Source organism: Amycolatopsis sp. WQ 127309, assembly GCF_023023025.1.
Classification (GTDB): domain Bacteria; phylum Actinomycetota; class Actinomycetes; order Mycobacteriales; family Pseudonocardiaceae; genus Amycolatopsis.
On the sequence record NZ_CP095481.1, the window covers coordinates 5691338 to 5706166 of the forward strand.

General features: G+C 72.6%; 17 protein-coding genes and 1 pseudogene. 15 read left to right on the plus strand and 3 right to left on the minus strand.

Annotated elements, in window-relative coordinates; genetic code table 11:
• Positions 1-127: 127 nt before the first annotated feature.
• Both MUY22_RS26870 and MUY22_RS26875 read left to right on the plus strand, forming a co-directional pair.
• On the plus strand, positions 128-445 hold the full coding sequence (locus tag MUY22_RS26870; RefSeq protein ID WP_305879310.1) for a PTS glucose/sucrose transporter subunit IIB: 318 nt from the start codon (positions 128-130) through the stop codon (positions 443-445).
• Positions 442-897: a PTS glucose transporter subunit IIA gene (locus MUY22_RS26875; protein WP_247049121.1), complete on the plus strand. Its 456-nt coding sequence runs from the start codon at positions 442-444 to the stop codon at positions 895-897. The genes MUY22_RS26870 and MUY22_RS26875 overlap by 4 nt, the downstream gene beginning before the upstream one ends.
• A 75-nt stretch (positions 898-972) precedes the next feature.
• On the opposite strand, the gene MUY22_RS26880 is transcribed toward MUY22_RS26875, so the two are convergent.
• Positions 973-1410, minus strand: coding sequence for a ubiquinol-cytochrome c reductase iron-sulfur subunit (locus MUY22_RS26880; protein WP_247049122.1), 438 nt, complete (start codon positions 1408-1410; stop codon positions 973-975).
• A gap of 112 nt (positions 1411-1522) precedes the next feature.
• Here MUY22_RS26880 and MUY22_RS26885 point away from each other — a divergent pair, with 112 nt between their 5' ends.
• The 10 genes from MUY22_RS26885 to MUY22_RS26930 all read left to right on the plus strand — a co-directional run bounded on the left by MUY22_RS26885 (position 1523) and on the right by MUY22_RS26930 (position 10818).
• Complete coding sequence (locus tag MUY22_RS26885) at positions 1523-1891, plus strand: hypothetical protein (RefSeq protein WP_247049123.1); 369 nt, start codon at positions 1523-1525, stop codon at positions 1889-1891.
• Positions 1892-1895: 4 nt separating this feature from the next.
• Positions 1896-2408, plus strand: a complete 513-nt coding sequence (locus MUY22_RS26890) for a sigma-70 family RNA polymerase sigma factor (protein ID WP_305879311.1) — start codon at positions 1896-1898, stop codon at positions 2406-2408.
• On the plus strand, positions 2405-3064 hold the full coding sequence (locus MUY22_RS26895; RefSeq protein ID WP_247049124.1) for an anti-sigma factor: 660 nt from the start codon (positions 2405-2407) through the stop codon (positions 3062-3064). Before MUY22_RS26890 ends, MUY22_RS26895 begins: the two co-directional genes overlap by 4 nt.
• A 197-nt stretch (positions 3065-3261) precedes the next feature.
• Positions 3262-3864, plus strand: a complete 603-nt coding sequence (locus MUY22_RS26900) for an A24 family peptidase (protein WP_247049125.1) — start codon at positions 3262-3264, stop codon at positions 3862-3864.
• Between the two features lie 295 nt (positions 3865-4159).
• A complete protein-coding gene (gene aroC / locus MUY22_RS26905) occupies positions 4160-5347 on the plus strand; it encodes a chorismate synthase (protein ID WP_247049126.1) in 1188 nt (395 codons plus the stop codon).
• Positions 5344-5868 (plus strand): shikimate kinase, encoded by a 525-nt coding sequence (locus MUY22_RS26910; RefSeq protein ID WP_247049127.1) that lies wholly within the window; start codon positions 5344-5346, stop codon positions 5866-5868. The genes aroC and MUY22_RS26910 overlap by 4 nt, the downstream gene beginning before the upstream one ends.
• Positions 5869-5875: 7 nt before the next feature.
• Positions 5876-6985 carry a 3-dehydroquinate synthase gene (gene aroB / locus MUY22_RS26915; protein ID WP_247049128.1) on the plus strand — a complete coding sequence of 370 codons (1110 nt, stop codon included), beginning with the start codon at positions 5876-5878 and terminating at the stop codon, positions 6983-6985.
• On the plus strand, positions 6982-7413 hold the full coding sequence (aroQ, locus tag MUY22_RS26920) for a type II 3-dehydroquinate dehydratase (protein WP_247049129.1): 432 nt from the start codon (positions 6982-6984) through the stop codon (positions 7411-7413). Before aroB ends, aroQ begins: the two co-directional genes overlap by 4 nt.
• Complete coding sequence (locus tag MUY22_RS26925) at positions 7410-8327, plus strand: GNAT family N-acetyltransferase (protein ID WP_247049130.1); 918 nt, start codon at positions 7410-7412, stop codon at positions 8325-8327. Before aroQ ends, MUY22_RS26925 begins: the two co-directional genes overlap by 4 nt.
• A 1177-nt stretch (positions 8328-9504) precedes the next feature.
• Positions 9505-10818, plus strand: a complete 1314-nt coding sequence (locus MUY22_RS26930) for a beta-xylosidase (protein ID WP_247049131.1) — start codon at positions 9505-9507, stop codon at positions 10816-10818.
• A gap of 677 nt (positions 10819-11495) precedes the next feature.
• Here MUY22_RS26930 and MUY22_RS26935 read toward each other — a convergent pair.
• Positions 11496-11900 (minus strand): annotated as a pseudogene (locus MUY22_RS26935) (B-4DMT family transporter); the annotation flags it as partial.
• A gap of 133 nt (positions 11901-12033) precedes the next feature.
• Here MUY22_RS26935 and MUY22_RS26940 point away from each other — a divergent pair.
• From MUY22_RS26940 to nusB, 3 genes are read left to right on the plus strand one after another with little or no spacing between them, the layout of a single operon-like run.
• Positions 12034-13110, plus strand: coding sequence for a Xaa-Pro peptidase family protein (locus tag MUY22_RS26940; RefSeq protein WP_247049132.1), 1077 nt, complete (start codon positions 12034-12036; stop codon positions 13108-13110).
• Positions 13111-13165: 55 nt separating this feature from the next.
• On the plus strand, positions 13166-13729 hold the full coding sequence (efp, locus tag MUY22_RS26945; RefSeq protein WP_247049133.1) for an elongation factor P: 564 nt from the start codon (positions 13166-13168) through the stop codon (positions 13727-13729).
• A complete protein-coding gene (nusB, locus tag MUY22_RS26950; RefSeq protein WP_247049134.1) occupies positions 13729-14184 on the plus strand; it encodes a transcription antitermination factor NusB in 456 nt (151 codons plus the stop codon). Before efp ends, nusB begins: the two co-directional genes overlap by 1 nt.
• A gap of 97 nt (positions 14185-14281) precedes the next feature.
• On the opposite strand, the gene MUY22_RS26955 is transcribed toward nusB, so the two are convergent.
• Entirely contained in the window at positions 14282-14770 is a 489-nt protein-coding gene (locus MUY22_RS26955; RefSeq protein ID WP_020422358.1) for a transcriptional regulator, read from the minus strand.
• Positions 14771-14829: the final 59 nt, after the last annotated feature.

The window sequence follows — 14829 nt, forward strand, 5'->3', positions numbered from 1 at the left end:
GTGCTCGCGTCCGGTCCGGAACATTGGTACGTTCCGGTCTAGACCAATGATCTGATGGGGCAGGATGCTCCGCCGCGCGGACGGGTGTCAACCCACCGTTATCCGTTCGTGGCCCGCGGCGGCGTGCATGCCGACGAACGGCGTAGTACAGGTGGACACGCGGTTCGCGTCAGGTTGGGAACAAACAGTGAACAAGGAGACCGCGATGGCGGATGACAGGCCGGAAAAGATCCTCGCGGCACTCGGCGGCGCGGGCAATCTCACCGAGGTCGAGGGCTGCATCACACGGCTGCGGTGCGAGGTCGAGGACATGGGCCTCGTCGACGAGGCGGCCCTGAAGAAGGCCGGCGCGATGGGCGTCGTCAAGATGGGGAGCACGGCGCTGCAGGTGATCGTCGGGCCGGAGGCGGACACGATCGCCAGCGACATCGAGGACCTGCTGTGAGCCTGGAGATCCTCAGCCCGGTCGCCGGGCACGTGGTGGCGATCACCGAGGTCCCGGACCCGGTGTTCGCGCAGGCCATGGTGGGTCCGGGCATCGCCGTCCAGCCGACGGGTGGCCGTGCGGACGCGGTTTCGCCGGTCGACGGCACGATCAAGACGCTGCACCCGCACGCCTTCGTCGTCCAGACCGACGACGGCCAGGCCGTGCTCGTGCACCTGGGGATCGACACGGTGAAGGAGAAGGGCGAGGGCTTCACGCTGCACGTCGTCAAGGACGAGCAGGTGCGGGCCGGGCAGCCGATCGTCAGCTGGGACCCGGAGGCGGTGACCGCGGCGGGCTACTCGGCGATCGTGCCCGTCGTCGCGCTGGACGCCGGCGCGGAGGTGCTGTCCGGTTTGGACGGCGACCGCGACGTCACGGCGGGCGAGCGCCTGTTCGCTTGGGACGCCTGAGTCGCTTTTGTCACACACGAAGGGCCCTTGTGGACGATCACCGTCCACAAGGGCCCTTCGCTGTCTCCCGGCCCGTCAGCCGGTGACGACCTTCCCGTTCTCGACCTTCACCGCGACGGCCGGCAGCGGCTTGTTGGCCGGTCCCTGCTTGACCTCGCCGGTGAGGGCGTTGAACACCGAGCCGTGGCACGGGCAGACCAGGTCGGCGCCCTTCGGCGCGACCGTGCAGCCCTGGTGCGTGCAGATCGCGCTGAACGCGGCGACGGCCGAGTCCGAAGTGCGGGCCACGATCACGTCGGAGCCGTCCGGCGCCTTGGCCGCTTTGGCCTGGCCGACCGGGACGTCGGCGAGCGCCACGAGCGGGGTACCTGCGGCGATGGGCGCCTGGGCGGTTCCCGGCTTCGAGTCGTCCGAGGATCCGCAGGCGGAAAGCGCGACGGCGCCCACGGCGACACCGGCGACTGTGGCACCGGTGGTGAGGACGGTGCGGCGGGAGTGCAGTTCGGCAGTCATGCCTCTTAAACGAGATCGACATCGCTTCGGTTCAATTCCCACCGGGGCGGGTGAACCGGAACGCCCCCTGTTCCGTGTATTACCCGAGTGGGTGTGGAGCGGAGGAACGATCATGGTGGGTTGGGTTCTGCGGATCGTCACGGCGGTGGCGCTGCTGGGTTCGGCGGGTGTGCACTACGTGCTGTGGACGGAGGACTACCCGGGCATCGTCGGCCCGCTGTTCCTGCTGGACGCGATCGCCGGGCTGGTGCTCGCGATCGCCGTGCTGGCCTGGCGGCACTGGCTGCCCGCGCTGGGCGCGTTCGGTTTCGGGGCGCTGACGCTCGGTGCGTACGTGCTGGCCGCGACGGTCGGCTTCGCCGGCAACCACGACCAGTTCAACAGCCAGCCGGAGTACTGGGGCGTGATCACCGAGGTGATCTGCATCATCGGCGGGCTGGCGCTGATGGTCGTGAAGGACCGGCGCAAAGTCGCGGTCTGACCCCGTGGGCGAAGTCGCGGAGGACGCGCTGATGCGCGCGCTGCACGAGGAGCACGCGGCCGCGCTGTGGTCGTACGCGCTCCACCTGACCTCCGGGGACCGGATCCGCGCCGAGGACGTCGTCCAGGAGACGCTGCTGCGGGCCTGGCGGTCGACGACGGTGCTGGACCAGTCCCAGGGCTCGGCGCGGGCGTGGCTGTTCACGGTCGCCCGGCGGATCGCCATCGACGGCTGGCGCTCGGCGTCGGCGCGCTCGGAGGTGATGACCGACCAGCCGCCGGAGCGGGCCGTCGCGGACGGCACCGACCGCGCCGTGCAGGGCTGGCTGGTCGCCGAGGCGCTCGCGGAGCTCTCGGAACGGCACCGCGAGGTGCTGGTGCTGTGCTACTTCCAGGGGTATTCGGTCGCGGACGCGGCGGTGCGGCTGGGGGTGGCCGAGGGGACGGTCAAGTCGCGCACGCACTACGCGTTGCGCGCGCTGCGCCTGGTGCTCGAGGAGAGGGGGGTGACCCAGTGAGTGAAGACCCGTTCGCGTCGTTCGACGCCGCGTACGTGCTCGGGGCGCTGTCCCCCGAGGACCGCCAGCGCTTCGAGCAGCACCTGCGCGGCTGCGAGCGCTGTGCCGCCGCGGTGCGTGAGCTGGCGGGCCTGCCGGGGCTGTTGGCCCAGAGCGGCCCACCGCAGGTCAGCGCGGTAGCGGACGCTGGTCCGCCACCGCCGGACCTGCTGTCGTCGGTGCTGAAGCGGGTGCGCCGCGGCCGCCGGATCCGCAACGCGGTGACGTCGGTGTCGGCCGCGGTGGCGGTGGCGGCGTGCGTGGCGCTGGGAGTGGTGGCGGCGTTACCCGCGCCCGCCGCTCCGGCCTTGGATCCGCAGCCGCTGGCACTGACGGCCCTGGGGCAGTTCCCGGTCCGCGCCGACGCGCGCCTGGGCGTCCACGAGTGGGGCACCGAAGTCGACATGTCATGCAGCTACACGGGCGGCCGCAGCGGCGGCGACTACGCCTTGGTGGCAATAGGCCGCGACGGCAAGGAGACGCAGCTGGCAACGTGGAAGGCCCTGCCGGACAACACGGCCCGCATCGTGGTGGGCACGGCGTTGAAGACCCCGGACATGGCTGCGCTGGAAGTCCGCGGTGGAAGCGGACGAGCGTTGCTGCGGCTGAGTTTGTGAGCTCGTGAGGCCTCGGTGGCTCATCCGGGACGCAGGGGGTCCCGGATGAGCCACCCTCCGCTCCCGCTCGCCCACCATGCGGTGCCCGTGTCGGCCTGTCGCCCACAGGAGTGAAACCAACGCCGGAACGTCGCGAACGGACCGTTCGTGACGCCCGGCATTTGCCCTGGTCAACTCGCCCGCAGCAGGCTGGTGAGGTGATCTTCTTCCTCGTCGCAGCCACCGCAATCTCCGTGCCGATCGCGGCTTGGGCCCTGAGGCGCGCGGCCGCCCCGATCCCGGTCGCCACCGCCGCCGGTCTGACCACCCTCGGCGCCACGGCCGTCGCCGTCCGCTGGCTGACCGGTGGCTGGCCCGGCTGGTGGCTCCCGGTCCCGGCACTGCTGACCGTCTTCGCGGTCCCGCTGACCCTCGCCGACCTGCGCCACCTCCGGTTGCCCGACGTGCTGACCCTGCCCGCGTACCCCCTCTTCGGCGCCGCGATCGGCGCGGCCGCCCTGGGCGGCGGCGGACCGTCGCTCGCCATCCGAGCGGCGGCGGGCGCACTCCTGTTCGGCGGCGCACACGCGGCGATCCACCACCTCGCCCCGGCCGGACTCGGCGCGGGCGACGTGAAACTGTCCGGCAGCTTGGGCGCCGTCCTGGGCGCGGCGGGCTGGCCCGCCCTGATCCTGGCGACGCTCGCGGCCGCGCTGATCACCCTCGCCATTGCGGCTGTCAGCCGGAAGGACCGCGTCCCGCACGGCCCGGCCCTCCTCGCCGCGGCGTGGCTGTGTGTGCTGTTCCCGCTCGCGTTGTGACGGAGTCGCGCCACCTGTGTCCGGCCGGCTCACCATGGTCGGCGGCTGCCCGGCTCAGGCTCGCAATAGCGGCTGTCCGATCGAGGGCCGTGTCCCGCCCTCCGCACCCGCGGCGTGACTCCGCGCGCCCTCGCCGCCGGGGCTCGCGCAGCCCGTCCCGCACCCGCCGCGGCAACCCTTCGGCGGAGTGGCCATCCGCCGTCCGGATGTGTGCGCTTGTCCCTTCCTGCTGTCTCTGCGGGAGGGGCCGGGGCGCTGCTCCGGTCCCCTCGGCGCCCGTGACAGGATTGAGGACATGTTGCGCTGGATCACCGCAGGTGAATCGCACGGACCCGCGCTGGCCGCCGTGCTCGAAGGCATGCCCGCCGGGGTGGAGGTCACCACCGCCGACGTCACCGGGCAGCTGGCCCGCCGCCGGCTCGGGTTCGGGCGCAGCCCGCGGATGGGCTTCGAGACCGACCACATCGCCTTCCTCGGCGGCGTCCGCCACGGGCGCACCCAGGGCGGCCCGATCGCCGTGCAGATCGAGAACGCCGAGTGGCCCAAGTGGGAACAGGTCATGGCGGCCGACCCGGTCGACCCGGAGATCCTCGAAGGCCTCGCCCGCAACGAACCGCTCACCCGGCCGCGGCCGGGCCACGCGGACCTGCCGGGCATGCAGAAGTACGGCTTCGACGAGGCGCGCCCGGTCCTGGAGCGGGCGAGCGCGCGGGAGACCGCGTCGCGCACCGCGCTGGGCACCGTCGCGCGGAACTACCTGCGGCAGCTGCTGGGCGTCGAGATCCTCAGCCACGTCGTGTCCATCGGCGGCGCGGACGCGCCCGAAGGCCCGCTGCCGGTCGCCGCGGACCTGCCCGCCATCGACGAGAGCCCGGTGCGCGCCTTCAGCCAGGAAGGCACCGACGCGATGGTCGCCGAGGTCGACGCCGTGCGGAAGGCGGGCGACACCGTCGGCGGCGTGATCGAGGTCATCGCCTACGGCCTGCCGCCGGGCCTCGGCTCGCACGTCCACTGGGACCGCCGGCTCGACGCGCGGCTGGCCGGCGCGCTGATGGGCGTCCAGGCGATGAAGGGCGTCGAGGTCGGCGACGGCTTCACCACCGCCCGCCGCTGGGGCAGCCAGGCGCACGACGAGATCGACCGCGGCTCCGGCCCGGTCGGCGTCACCCGCCGGTCCAACCGCGCGGGCGGTCTGGAGGGCGGCATCACCAACGGCGAGCCGCTGCGCGTGCGCGTCGCGATGAAGCCGATCTCGACCGTCCCCAAGGCACTGTCCACTGTGGACGTCCGGACGGGTGAGCCCGCGGTCGCCATCCACCAGCGCTCCGACGTCTGCGCGGTGCCGCGCGCCGGGGTCGTGCTGGAGTCCGTGGTGGCGCTGATCCTCGCGGACGCCGCGCTGGAGAAGTTCGGCGGCGACTCGCTGATCGAGAGCAAGCGCAACGCCGAGGCGTACCTGAAGGCCCTCGAGGAGCGCTGGTGAGCCCGCGCGCGGTCATCGTCGGTCCGCCGGGCTCGGGCAAGAGCACCGTCGGGCCGCTGCTGGCGGAGACGCTCGGCCTGGTCTTCCGCGACAGTGACGCCGACATCGTCGCCCGCACCGGGCGCAGCATCTCCGACATCTTCGCCGAAGACGGCGAAGCCGCTTTCCGTGCGCTGGAAGAGGAAGCGGTCACCACCGCACTGGCGGAGCACAGCGGAGTGCTCTCGCTCGGCGGCGGCGCGCCACTCACCCCGGGCACCCGCGCCCGGCTGGCCGCGCACACCGTCGTGTTCCTCAACGTCGGCCTCGCCGCCGGGGTGCAGCGCACCGGGCTGTCGAGCGCGCGGCCGCTGCTGGCCGGGGTGAACCCCCGCGCCACGTTCAAGAAACTGCTCGACGAGCGCGTGCCGGTCTACCGCGAGGTCGCCACCGTCGAGGTCGTCACCGACGACCGGACCCCCGCCGAGATCGTCGCGGACCTCGCCGCGGGGCTCGTCGTCCCCGCCGAAGCCAAGGAGTGAGTCACCCGTGTCCGAACCGGTGCGCATCACCGTCGCCACCGCCCGCCCCTACGACGTCGTGGTCGGGCGCGGCCTGCTCGGCGAGCTCACCGCGCAGCTGGCCGACGCCTCCAAGATCGCGCTGATCCACCCGCCGACGCTGACCACCACCGCCGAGGCCATCCGCGAGGAGCTGGTCGCGGCCGGCCTCGACGCGCACCGCGTGGAGATCCCGGACGCCGAGGACGGCAAGGCCCTCACCGTCGCGAGCTTCTGCTGGGAGGTGCTCGGCCGGATGGGGCTGGACCGGCGCGGTGTCGTCGTCGGCCTCGGCGGCGGCGCGGTCACCGACCTCGCCGGGTTCGTCGCGGGCACCTGGATGCGCGGCGTCCGGCTGGTCAACGTGCCGACGACGCTGCTGGGCATGGTCGACGCCGCCGTCGGCGGCAAGACCGGTATCAACACCGAGGCCGGCAAGAACCTCGTCGGGGTGTTCCACGAGCCGAGCGCGGTGTTCGTCGACCTGGCGACGCTGGAGACGCTGCCGCCGAACGAGCTGGTCGCCGGGATGGCGGAGGTCGTCAAGACCGGCTTCATCGCCGACCCGCGGATCCTCGAGCTGATCGAGGCCGACCCGGCAGCGGCGCTCGACGCGACGGGCGACGTGCTGGCCGAGCTGGTCCGCCGGTCCATCCAGGTCAAGGCCGACGTCGTGGCCGCCGACCTGCGCGAGTCCGACCTGCGCGAGATCCTCAACTACGGCCACACGCTCGGTCACGCCATCGAACGCCGCGAGCGGTACCGGTGGCGCCACGGCGCCGCGGTGAGCGTCGGCCTGGTGTTCGCCGCCGAGCTGGCCCGGCTGGCCGGGCGGCTCGACGACGCCACGGCGGAGCGGCACGCGGCCGTCCTGAAGCTGCTCGGGCTGCCGACGACGTACGACGCCGACGCGCTGTCCCAGCTGCTGGAAACCATGAAGGGCGACAAGAAAACCCGCTCCGGCGTGCTGCGGTTCGTCGTCCTCGACGGCCTCGGCAAACCCGGAAGGCTCGAGGGCCCGGATCCTTCACTGCTCGCGGCCGCGTACTCGTCGATCGCCGCCGACGCTCCGAAGAACGGCGGGAGTGTGCTGCTGTGAAGGCGTTCGTGTTCAACGGCCCCAACCTGGGGCGGCTGGGCAAGCGCGAGCCGTCGGTCTACGGCTCGACCACCCACGACGACCTCGCCGCGCTGTGCGTGAAAGCCGGCGAGGAACTCGGGATCGAGGTCGAGGTCCGGCAGACCGACCACGAAGGCGAACTGGTCGGCTGGCTGCACGAAGCCGCCGACGGCGGCAACCCGGTGGTCCTCAACGCCGGCGCTTGGACGCACTACTCGATCGCGGTGCGCGACGCCGCCGCCCAGCTGTCCGCGCCGCTGATCGAGCTGCACATCTCGAACGTCCACAAGCGCGAGGAGTTCCGGCACCACAGCGTGCTGTCGGACATCGCGACGGCGGTGATCGCGGGCCTCGGCGTCGACGGCTACCCGTTGGCGTTGCGCTGGCTCGCCGCCCACCCGGCATGAGCTTGCCGACGCTGACCACCGCGCGGCTCACCCTGCGGCCGCTGGTCGAAGCCGACCGCGAGAGCGTCGTGAAGGTGTTCTCCGACCCGGAGATGAGCCGCTACTTCGCCGCGGACTTCTCCGACCCGGCCGCGGCGAGCGGCATGGTGGACCGCCGCTTGGCCTACGACGGCCCGGCCGGCCAAGGCCACTGGGTGATCGAGCGCGACGGCGAGGTCATCGGCGTCGCGCACCTGCGCCCGTCGTCCGAACTGCCGGGCGGCGTGCCCGAGCTGGGCTACTACGTCGCGAGCGCGCACGCCGGACAGGGCCTCGCGTCCGAGGCCGCCCGCGCGGTGCTGGACCACGGGCTCGACGGCCTCGGCCTGCCCGCGGTCTGGGCGCTGGTGCACGAGAACAACGCGGCGAGCCGGAAAGTGGCCGGGCGCTTGGGTTTCCTCGACGTCGGCAGCGGCGTCCACTACGGCGACCTGCACCGCGTGCTGGTCGCGCTGCCCGCCACCCACGGGCGCCCGCACCACATCGAACTGTGGGTACCGGACCTCGCGGCGGCCGAGCGGAGCTGGGGCTGGCTGCTGGCCGAACTGGGCTGGCGCGAGTTCCAGCGCTGGCCCGCCGGAGTCAGCTGGCGCCTGGGTGCCACCTACCTGGTGGTCGAGGCATCACCCGCCATGAGCGCGCCGAACCACGAGCGCACCCGCCCCGGCTTGAACCACCTGGCACTGCACGTGGACACCCGCAAGCAGGTAGACGACCTGGCGGCCCGCGCGCCCGACCACGGCTGGAGCCCGCTGTTCGAGGACCGCTACCCACACGCGGGCGGCGACGCCCACTACGCGGCCTACCTGGAGAACAACGCCGGTTTCGAGGTCGAACTGGTCGCGATCGAAGGCCCACCACCCAAACGAAACTGACCCAGCCACCCGGCGGCCGGGTGTCGCGCGCGGTCAGATGGCAAACCCCCACCGCCTAAGGGAAGCGGCCCGGCGGCAGGCGACGAAAGCTGCCGGCCAAGGGAAGTGACCTGTGCCGGCGACGGCCGCCGGGCAGGGGAGTTGCTCGTTCGGCCAGGTGCCGCAGGCGGCCAGGGCGCCGTGGTCGGCAAGGTGGCAAGTCCGCCGGTCAAGGCAAATGGCGCGGCTCCGGCAGGCGATGAAGGCCGCTGGTCAAGAGCGGCGGGCGGCTTGCAGCGGCGCGCGGGCCGCAAGCGTGGGCGGCCGGGTTCAGCGCGAACAGAGGAAATAGCTCTCGTTGGCGACGGATGCCGTCGGTCGAGGTAGTGGCGCGGCTCCGGCAGGCGATGAAGGTCGTCGGCCGAGGTAGTGGCGCGGGTTGGCGACGGATGCCGCTGGCCGAGGAAGTGGGTCGGCGGCGACAGGGACGAAAGCCGCCGGCCAGGAGAAGTGACTTGGGCGGCGACGGCTGCGGGCCAGGGGAGTGGCTCTGTCGGCCAGGCGCCGCAGGCGGCCGGGCGCCGTGGACGGCAAGATGGCTAACCCGCCCGCCAAGATGGTGGCCCGGCCGAGCAGGCGATTGAAGGCCACCGGCCGAGGGAATCGACCTGGCCCTCCGGACGGGACAGCCGTCTGCCCGGTGCATGACTCCGCTGGGGCAGGTGGCGAATGCCCGCCCATCGAGCCCGAGGACAAGATGGTCTGCCAAAGGGCGTCGCACCTCGGCGAGGCCGGTCCGGTTGATGGGGCCGCCGATCGAGCGTCGTGACCTGGCCGGACCGGCGACCGTCCGCGGACCGGTGATCGAAAACCGCTGGCGAGAGGCTTGTGACGAACGATCTTCAAGCGTCAACCGACCGCGATCGGGGGACCGTCGACAGGGAGTGTCCTCACTCGGGTGGGTTGAGTCTCGCTACACTTCGGCGTCGTGAGCCCGTTTCGTCGTGGGGGTCGGCGACCCGCTCGTGCCCTTCTCGCCGGCGTGCTGGCCGGGCTCCTGCTCGCGGGCTGTACCGAGGGTTACGCCCAGCCTCAAGCCGCCGGGGACAAGCCCGCCATCGCGGGGGGGCAGACCACCGACCCGTCTCGGCCCACCGATGTCAAGCTCGCTTCGGGTGACCCCCGGCAGAGTGGCGGTGTGATCGCCGCCGGGGGCGCGGATGCCGTCTACAACTACGGGCCCACCGTGATGCTCGACCGCGGGCAGACTCGGATGTGGTGGTGCAGCCAGTACGGCGGCGCCGGCCCGCCCGGCGACGACATCCTCTACGCCCAGGCGCAGTCCATGGACGGCCCGTTCACCGGGCCCGGCGGCGGCATCCCGGCCGCCGTCTTCTCCGGCGCGCCCGGGAACTTCGACGGCATGCACACCTGCGACCCGTCGGTGCTGCGCGTCGGCTCGACGTACTACCTCTACTACACCGGCGCGGCGGGCGACCACGCGCTTGGCAACGCCGTCGGGCTCGCGACCAGCCCCGACGGCGTCCACTGGACCCGCGCGGCCGGCGGGAAGCCGATCCTCGGGCCGTCGCACGACGTGCACCGCGCCAACGTCTACGGCGCCGGCCAGCCCTCGGCCGTCTACCTCGACGGCTGGTTCTACTTGATGTTCACCGACACCACCGGCCGCGCGGCGGGCTGGAACGGCGCCGGGCAGTTCGTGCTCCGCTCGCACGACCCGGCGTTCGCCGCCGGGGTGCAGGCGCTCGACGTCGGCGGGTTCGTGCCGGTGGCGTCGACCGCCACCCCGCGCACGCGCTCGGTGGTCGACGGCTTCAGCGCGGACCTGATGTGGGCCGGCGCGCTCGACGCGTGGGTCATCGCGCACGAGACCGACGACGGCACCACGCTCACGTTCTGGACGGCCGACTTCACCGAGCACCCGTTCCAGCCGGTCGTGATCGCCGGGCCGTGGAAGGAAGGGCCGGGCCTGGTCCGCCGCTCGGACGGTCACGCGCCGTTGTCGACGGCCGACCCGTGCGACCGGGTGCCGTTCGACGTCGTGCGCGCCACCGCGATCGGCGGGGCGGCCGCGCCGACCGGCCTGCGGCACTACGGCCTCGACCTGCTCGGCAGCCAGGCCTGCGGGAACCCCGGCCGGGTGGCCGCGACGTTCGACGGCGTCACCATGCCGTCCCCGGAACGGACGATGGACCTGGTCCGGGCCGGCAAGCGGGTGCGGGTCGACCGGCGCGTGGTGGCGCTTTCGCTGGCCGGCGAGCTGCTGGACAAGGCGCCGCCCGCGGTGGCGGTGCTGCCGGTCGCGGCGCGGCTCGGCTCGGGCGCCGAAGCGGTGCAGACACCGGGACGCGGGTTCGCGCTGGTCCTCGACGACCACCGCCTGTGGCGGGTACCGGACGGCGGCGTGGCGCTGAACAACGGCTCACCACCGCACACCGTCACGACGGCGCAGTGGGACGGCTACGCGCCGGGCCCCTCACTCGGCGGCTGAACCCGGGGAGACGGCGCGACGCCGGGTTGCGGACGGCCGAGCCGGGCCCTCCCGGGACGGGGCCGCCCGGGCTGAGCATCGGCGGACTCGGCGGTGCCGGGTTCGGTGGTGCTGGCCTCACCGGGACGTCCTCGGGTGGGCCGCGAGCCCTGGGCACCGACGGACTCGGCAATGCCGGGCCGAATGCTGACGGCCTGAGTACTCGCGGACTCGGCCGCGCCGGGCGGAGTGCCGGCGGGCTCGTCAGTGCCGGACCGAGCGCGGCCGGGCCGTGGGCGCCCGGCTTGAGCACCGGCGGATTCGGCCACGCCGGATTCAGCGGTGCTGGCGTCTGCCTCGCCGGGGCGGCCGCGGCTGGGCCGCCCGGCTTGAGCACCAGCGGATTCGGCAACATCGGACTCGGCGGTGCCGGCCTCGCCACGGCTGCCCCGGCTGAGCCGAGAGAGGCGAGGCGCACTGCCGGACTCGGCGGAATCGGCTGGGACACGGCTGAATTGCGTGGTCTCGGCTTCCGCGTCGCCGAGTCGACCGCGGCCGGGCCGTGGGCGGCGGGGAGCGTCGGCGGACTGGCCGGTCTGTGTACTGCCGGGTTCGGAGGGCCGCGGGCGCCCGGAGCGAGCGGCGACCGGTTCGGCATCGGCGGATCCAGCGCGGCCGGACCGAACGCGGCGGGAGGCGGCAGCGGGCTCGGCCGCGTCGGACTCGGCGTCCTCAGGCTGCGTGCGGCCGCCGATGCGGGCGCCGACGAACAACCCCAGCCCGGCCGGGATCAGCACCAGCAACGCCGAGAACGCGGCACCGCCCGTCAGTGCGCCGCCCAGTTCGGAAACGCCCGTCTGGTCCACGAACACCGCGCGGCCGATGACGTACAGGATCCCGGCGACCGGTCCCGCGATCAGCGCCGAGATGAACCAGACCTTGCCGCGCTCGGGCAGGTCGCGCCAGGCGTCCAGCGCGCTCCACAGCGCGGCGGCCCCGACGAGCACGGCGAGGGCGATCGAGATGACCAGCGTCTGGTCCGTGGGGTGGTAGACCGCGTACTTGGCCAGCAGGGTGATGGCCGCGCCGTGCAGCACCGCCATCCCGAGTCCGCGCAACACCCAGGCACTCATCCTGCGGATTCTAGGCCGCCTACTGGCGAGTCGCTTAGCGGCCGGCGCGAGGCCGGGGACGGAACCGACGAAGGTCCCACCCCGCCCCCACTAGGGTGGGGAAGTGCCTGAAACCCATGGACGCCGCCGCGCGGCGCTGCGGGACTCGCTCACCGACGCGGGCCTCGACGCGCTGCTGGTCACCGACCTGCTGAACATCCGCTACCTCACCGGGTTCACCGGCTCGAACGCCGCCGTGCTGCTGTACGCGGGCGGCGACGGCAAGACGCTCTTCTGCACCGACGGCCGCTACACCACCCAGGCCGCCGCCGAGGTGCCCGACCTCGAGACGGTCGTCGACCGGGCCAGTGCCGCCGCGCTCGTCAAGGGCGTCGCCAAGGACTGGAAGGTCGGCTTCGAGAGCCAGCACGTGAGCGTCGAAGAGTACGAAGACCTCCGGAAGCACGTCGAGCTGACGAGGACCCCCGGCCTGGTCGAGCGGCTGCGGCTGGTCAAGGACGAAGCCGAGGTCGAGGCGCTGCGGCAGGCGTGCGCCGCGGCCGATCGCGCGCTCGACGACCTGGTGGCCACCGGCGGCCTGCGGCCCGGGCGGACCGAGCTGGACGTGGCCCGCGACCTGGAGAACCGGATGCTGGAGCACGGCTCGACCGGGCCGAGCTTCGCCTCGATCGTGGCCACCGGCGCGCACTCGGCCATCCCGCACCACCGGCCCACCCACGCCGAGCTGAAGCGCGGCGACTTCCTGAAGCTGGACTTCGGCGCCACCGTCGACGGCTACCACTCGGACATGACCCGCACCTTCGTCCTCGGCGAGCCCGCGGACTGGCAGCGGGAGGTCTACGACCTCGTGCACACCGCGCAGGCGGCCGGGGCCGCCGCCGTCGCGCCGGGCGCCGAGGTGTCCGAAGTGGACGCCGCGGCGCGGAAGGTGATCGCGGACGCGGGTCACCGCGAGCACTTCGCGCACGGCCTCGGACACGGCGTCGGCCTGCAGATCCACGAGGCGCCCAGTCTCGCCGCCACGGGCGTCGGTACACTGTCCGCCGGTATGGCGGTCACCGTCGAACCCGGCGTCTACCTCGCGGGGCGCGGTGGCGTGCGCATCGAGGACACGCTCGTCGTGCGGGCTGGGGAACCCGAACTCCTCACCCTGAGCACCAAGAACCTCGTGGTCGTCTGACGGCGGCCCCGAACCGAAGATCGACCCGAAGATCGACACAGGAGACTGCAAGCTCGTGGCCACGACCAACGACCTGAAGAACGGGCTCGTCCTCAACCTCGAGGGCCAGCTGTGGACCGTCACCGCGTTCCAGCACGTGAAGCCGGGCAAGGGCGGTGCCTTCGTGCGCACGACGCTCAAGCACGTGCTCACCGGCAAGGTGGTCGACAAGACGTTCAACGCGGGCACGAAGGTCGAGACGGCCACGGTGGACCGCCGGAACATGACCTACCTGTACAAGGACGGCCAGGACTTCGTGTTCATGGACGGCGACACCTACGACCAGATCACCGTGCTGCCCGCGGTCGTCGGCGACAACGCCAACTACATGCTGGAGAACACCGAGGTCCAGGTCGCGGTGCACGAGAACGAGGCGCTCTACATCGAGCTCCCGACCTCGGTCGAGATCCTGATCCAGCACACCGACCCGGGCCTGCAGGGCGACCGCTCCACCGGCGGCACCAAGCCGGCGACGCTGGAGACCGGCGCGGAGATCCAGGTCCCGCTGTTCCTGTCCACCGGCGAGAAGATCAAGGTCGACACCCGCGACGGCCGTTACCTGGGCCGCGTCTCCAGCTGATGCCGACGTCGAAGCCCCACCCGAACCGCGGCGGCGCGATCAGCCGCAGGCAGGCGCGCCGCCGTGCCGTGGAAATGCTCTACGAGGCCGCGCAGCGCGACACCGATCCGGTGACGCTGCTGGCCGACCGCGTCGGCGCGACCGAGGTCGACCCGATCGGGGACTACACGATCAGCCTGGTCGAGGGCGTCACCGCCCGGCGCGCGCAGATCGACGAGCTGCTGGCCGAGCACGCGCAGGGCTGGACCGTGGAGCGGATGCCGAAGGTCGACCTCGCGGTGCTGCGGGTCGGGGTCTTCGAGCTGCTCTGGGCCGAGGACGTGCCGGACCCGGTCGCGATCGACGAGGCCGTCGGCCTGGCGAAGGAACTGTCCACGGACGACTCGCCGCGCTTCGTCAACGGCGTGCTGGGCCGGATCGGCACGATCGCCGACCGCCTGCGCGCGGTGCTCTGACGGAAGAACACTGGTGTGCTGATGCCCCCCGACGGCTCAGTGAGCGTCTCCGGTGCCCCACCGGGGAACGCTCACTGCGTCGGCAGCACACAGTGGATCAGTCTTCTTTGGCGGGACGGGCCTCGGGCGGCAGGACACCCCAGTCGATGAGCTGCTCGGTCAGCTCGCCCGGCGTCATGTCGTAGATGATCGCCAGGGACCGCAGGTCCTCGGTCCGGATCGAGAGCACCTTGCCGTTGTAGTCGCCGCGCTGGCTCTGGATGGTGGCCGCGTAGCGCGCCAGCGGGCCGACCTTCTCCGCCGGCAGCTGCTGCAGGCGCTCCAGGTTGATCACGATCTTGGTTGCGGGCTCCGCGCCGGACGGGACCCGGCCCTCGGGCAGCAGCTCGACCACCGGTACGCCGTAGAAGTCGGCCAGCTCGGCCAGCTTCTGCACGGTGACGGCACGGTCGCCACGCTCGTACGAGCCGACGACGACGGCCTTCCAGCGCCCACCGGACTTCTGCTCGACCCCGTGCAGGGACAGGCCCTGCTGCTGGCGGATCCCGCGGAGCTTGGCCCCGAGCGCCTTGGCGTAATCGCCCATCTGGTCGTTCTCCGTTCTTCACCCCCTTCCCGGTCGAGGTGACCGGTCCAGGGGACTCT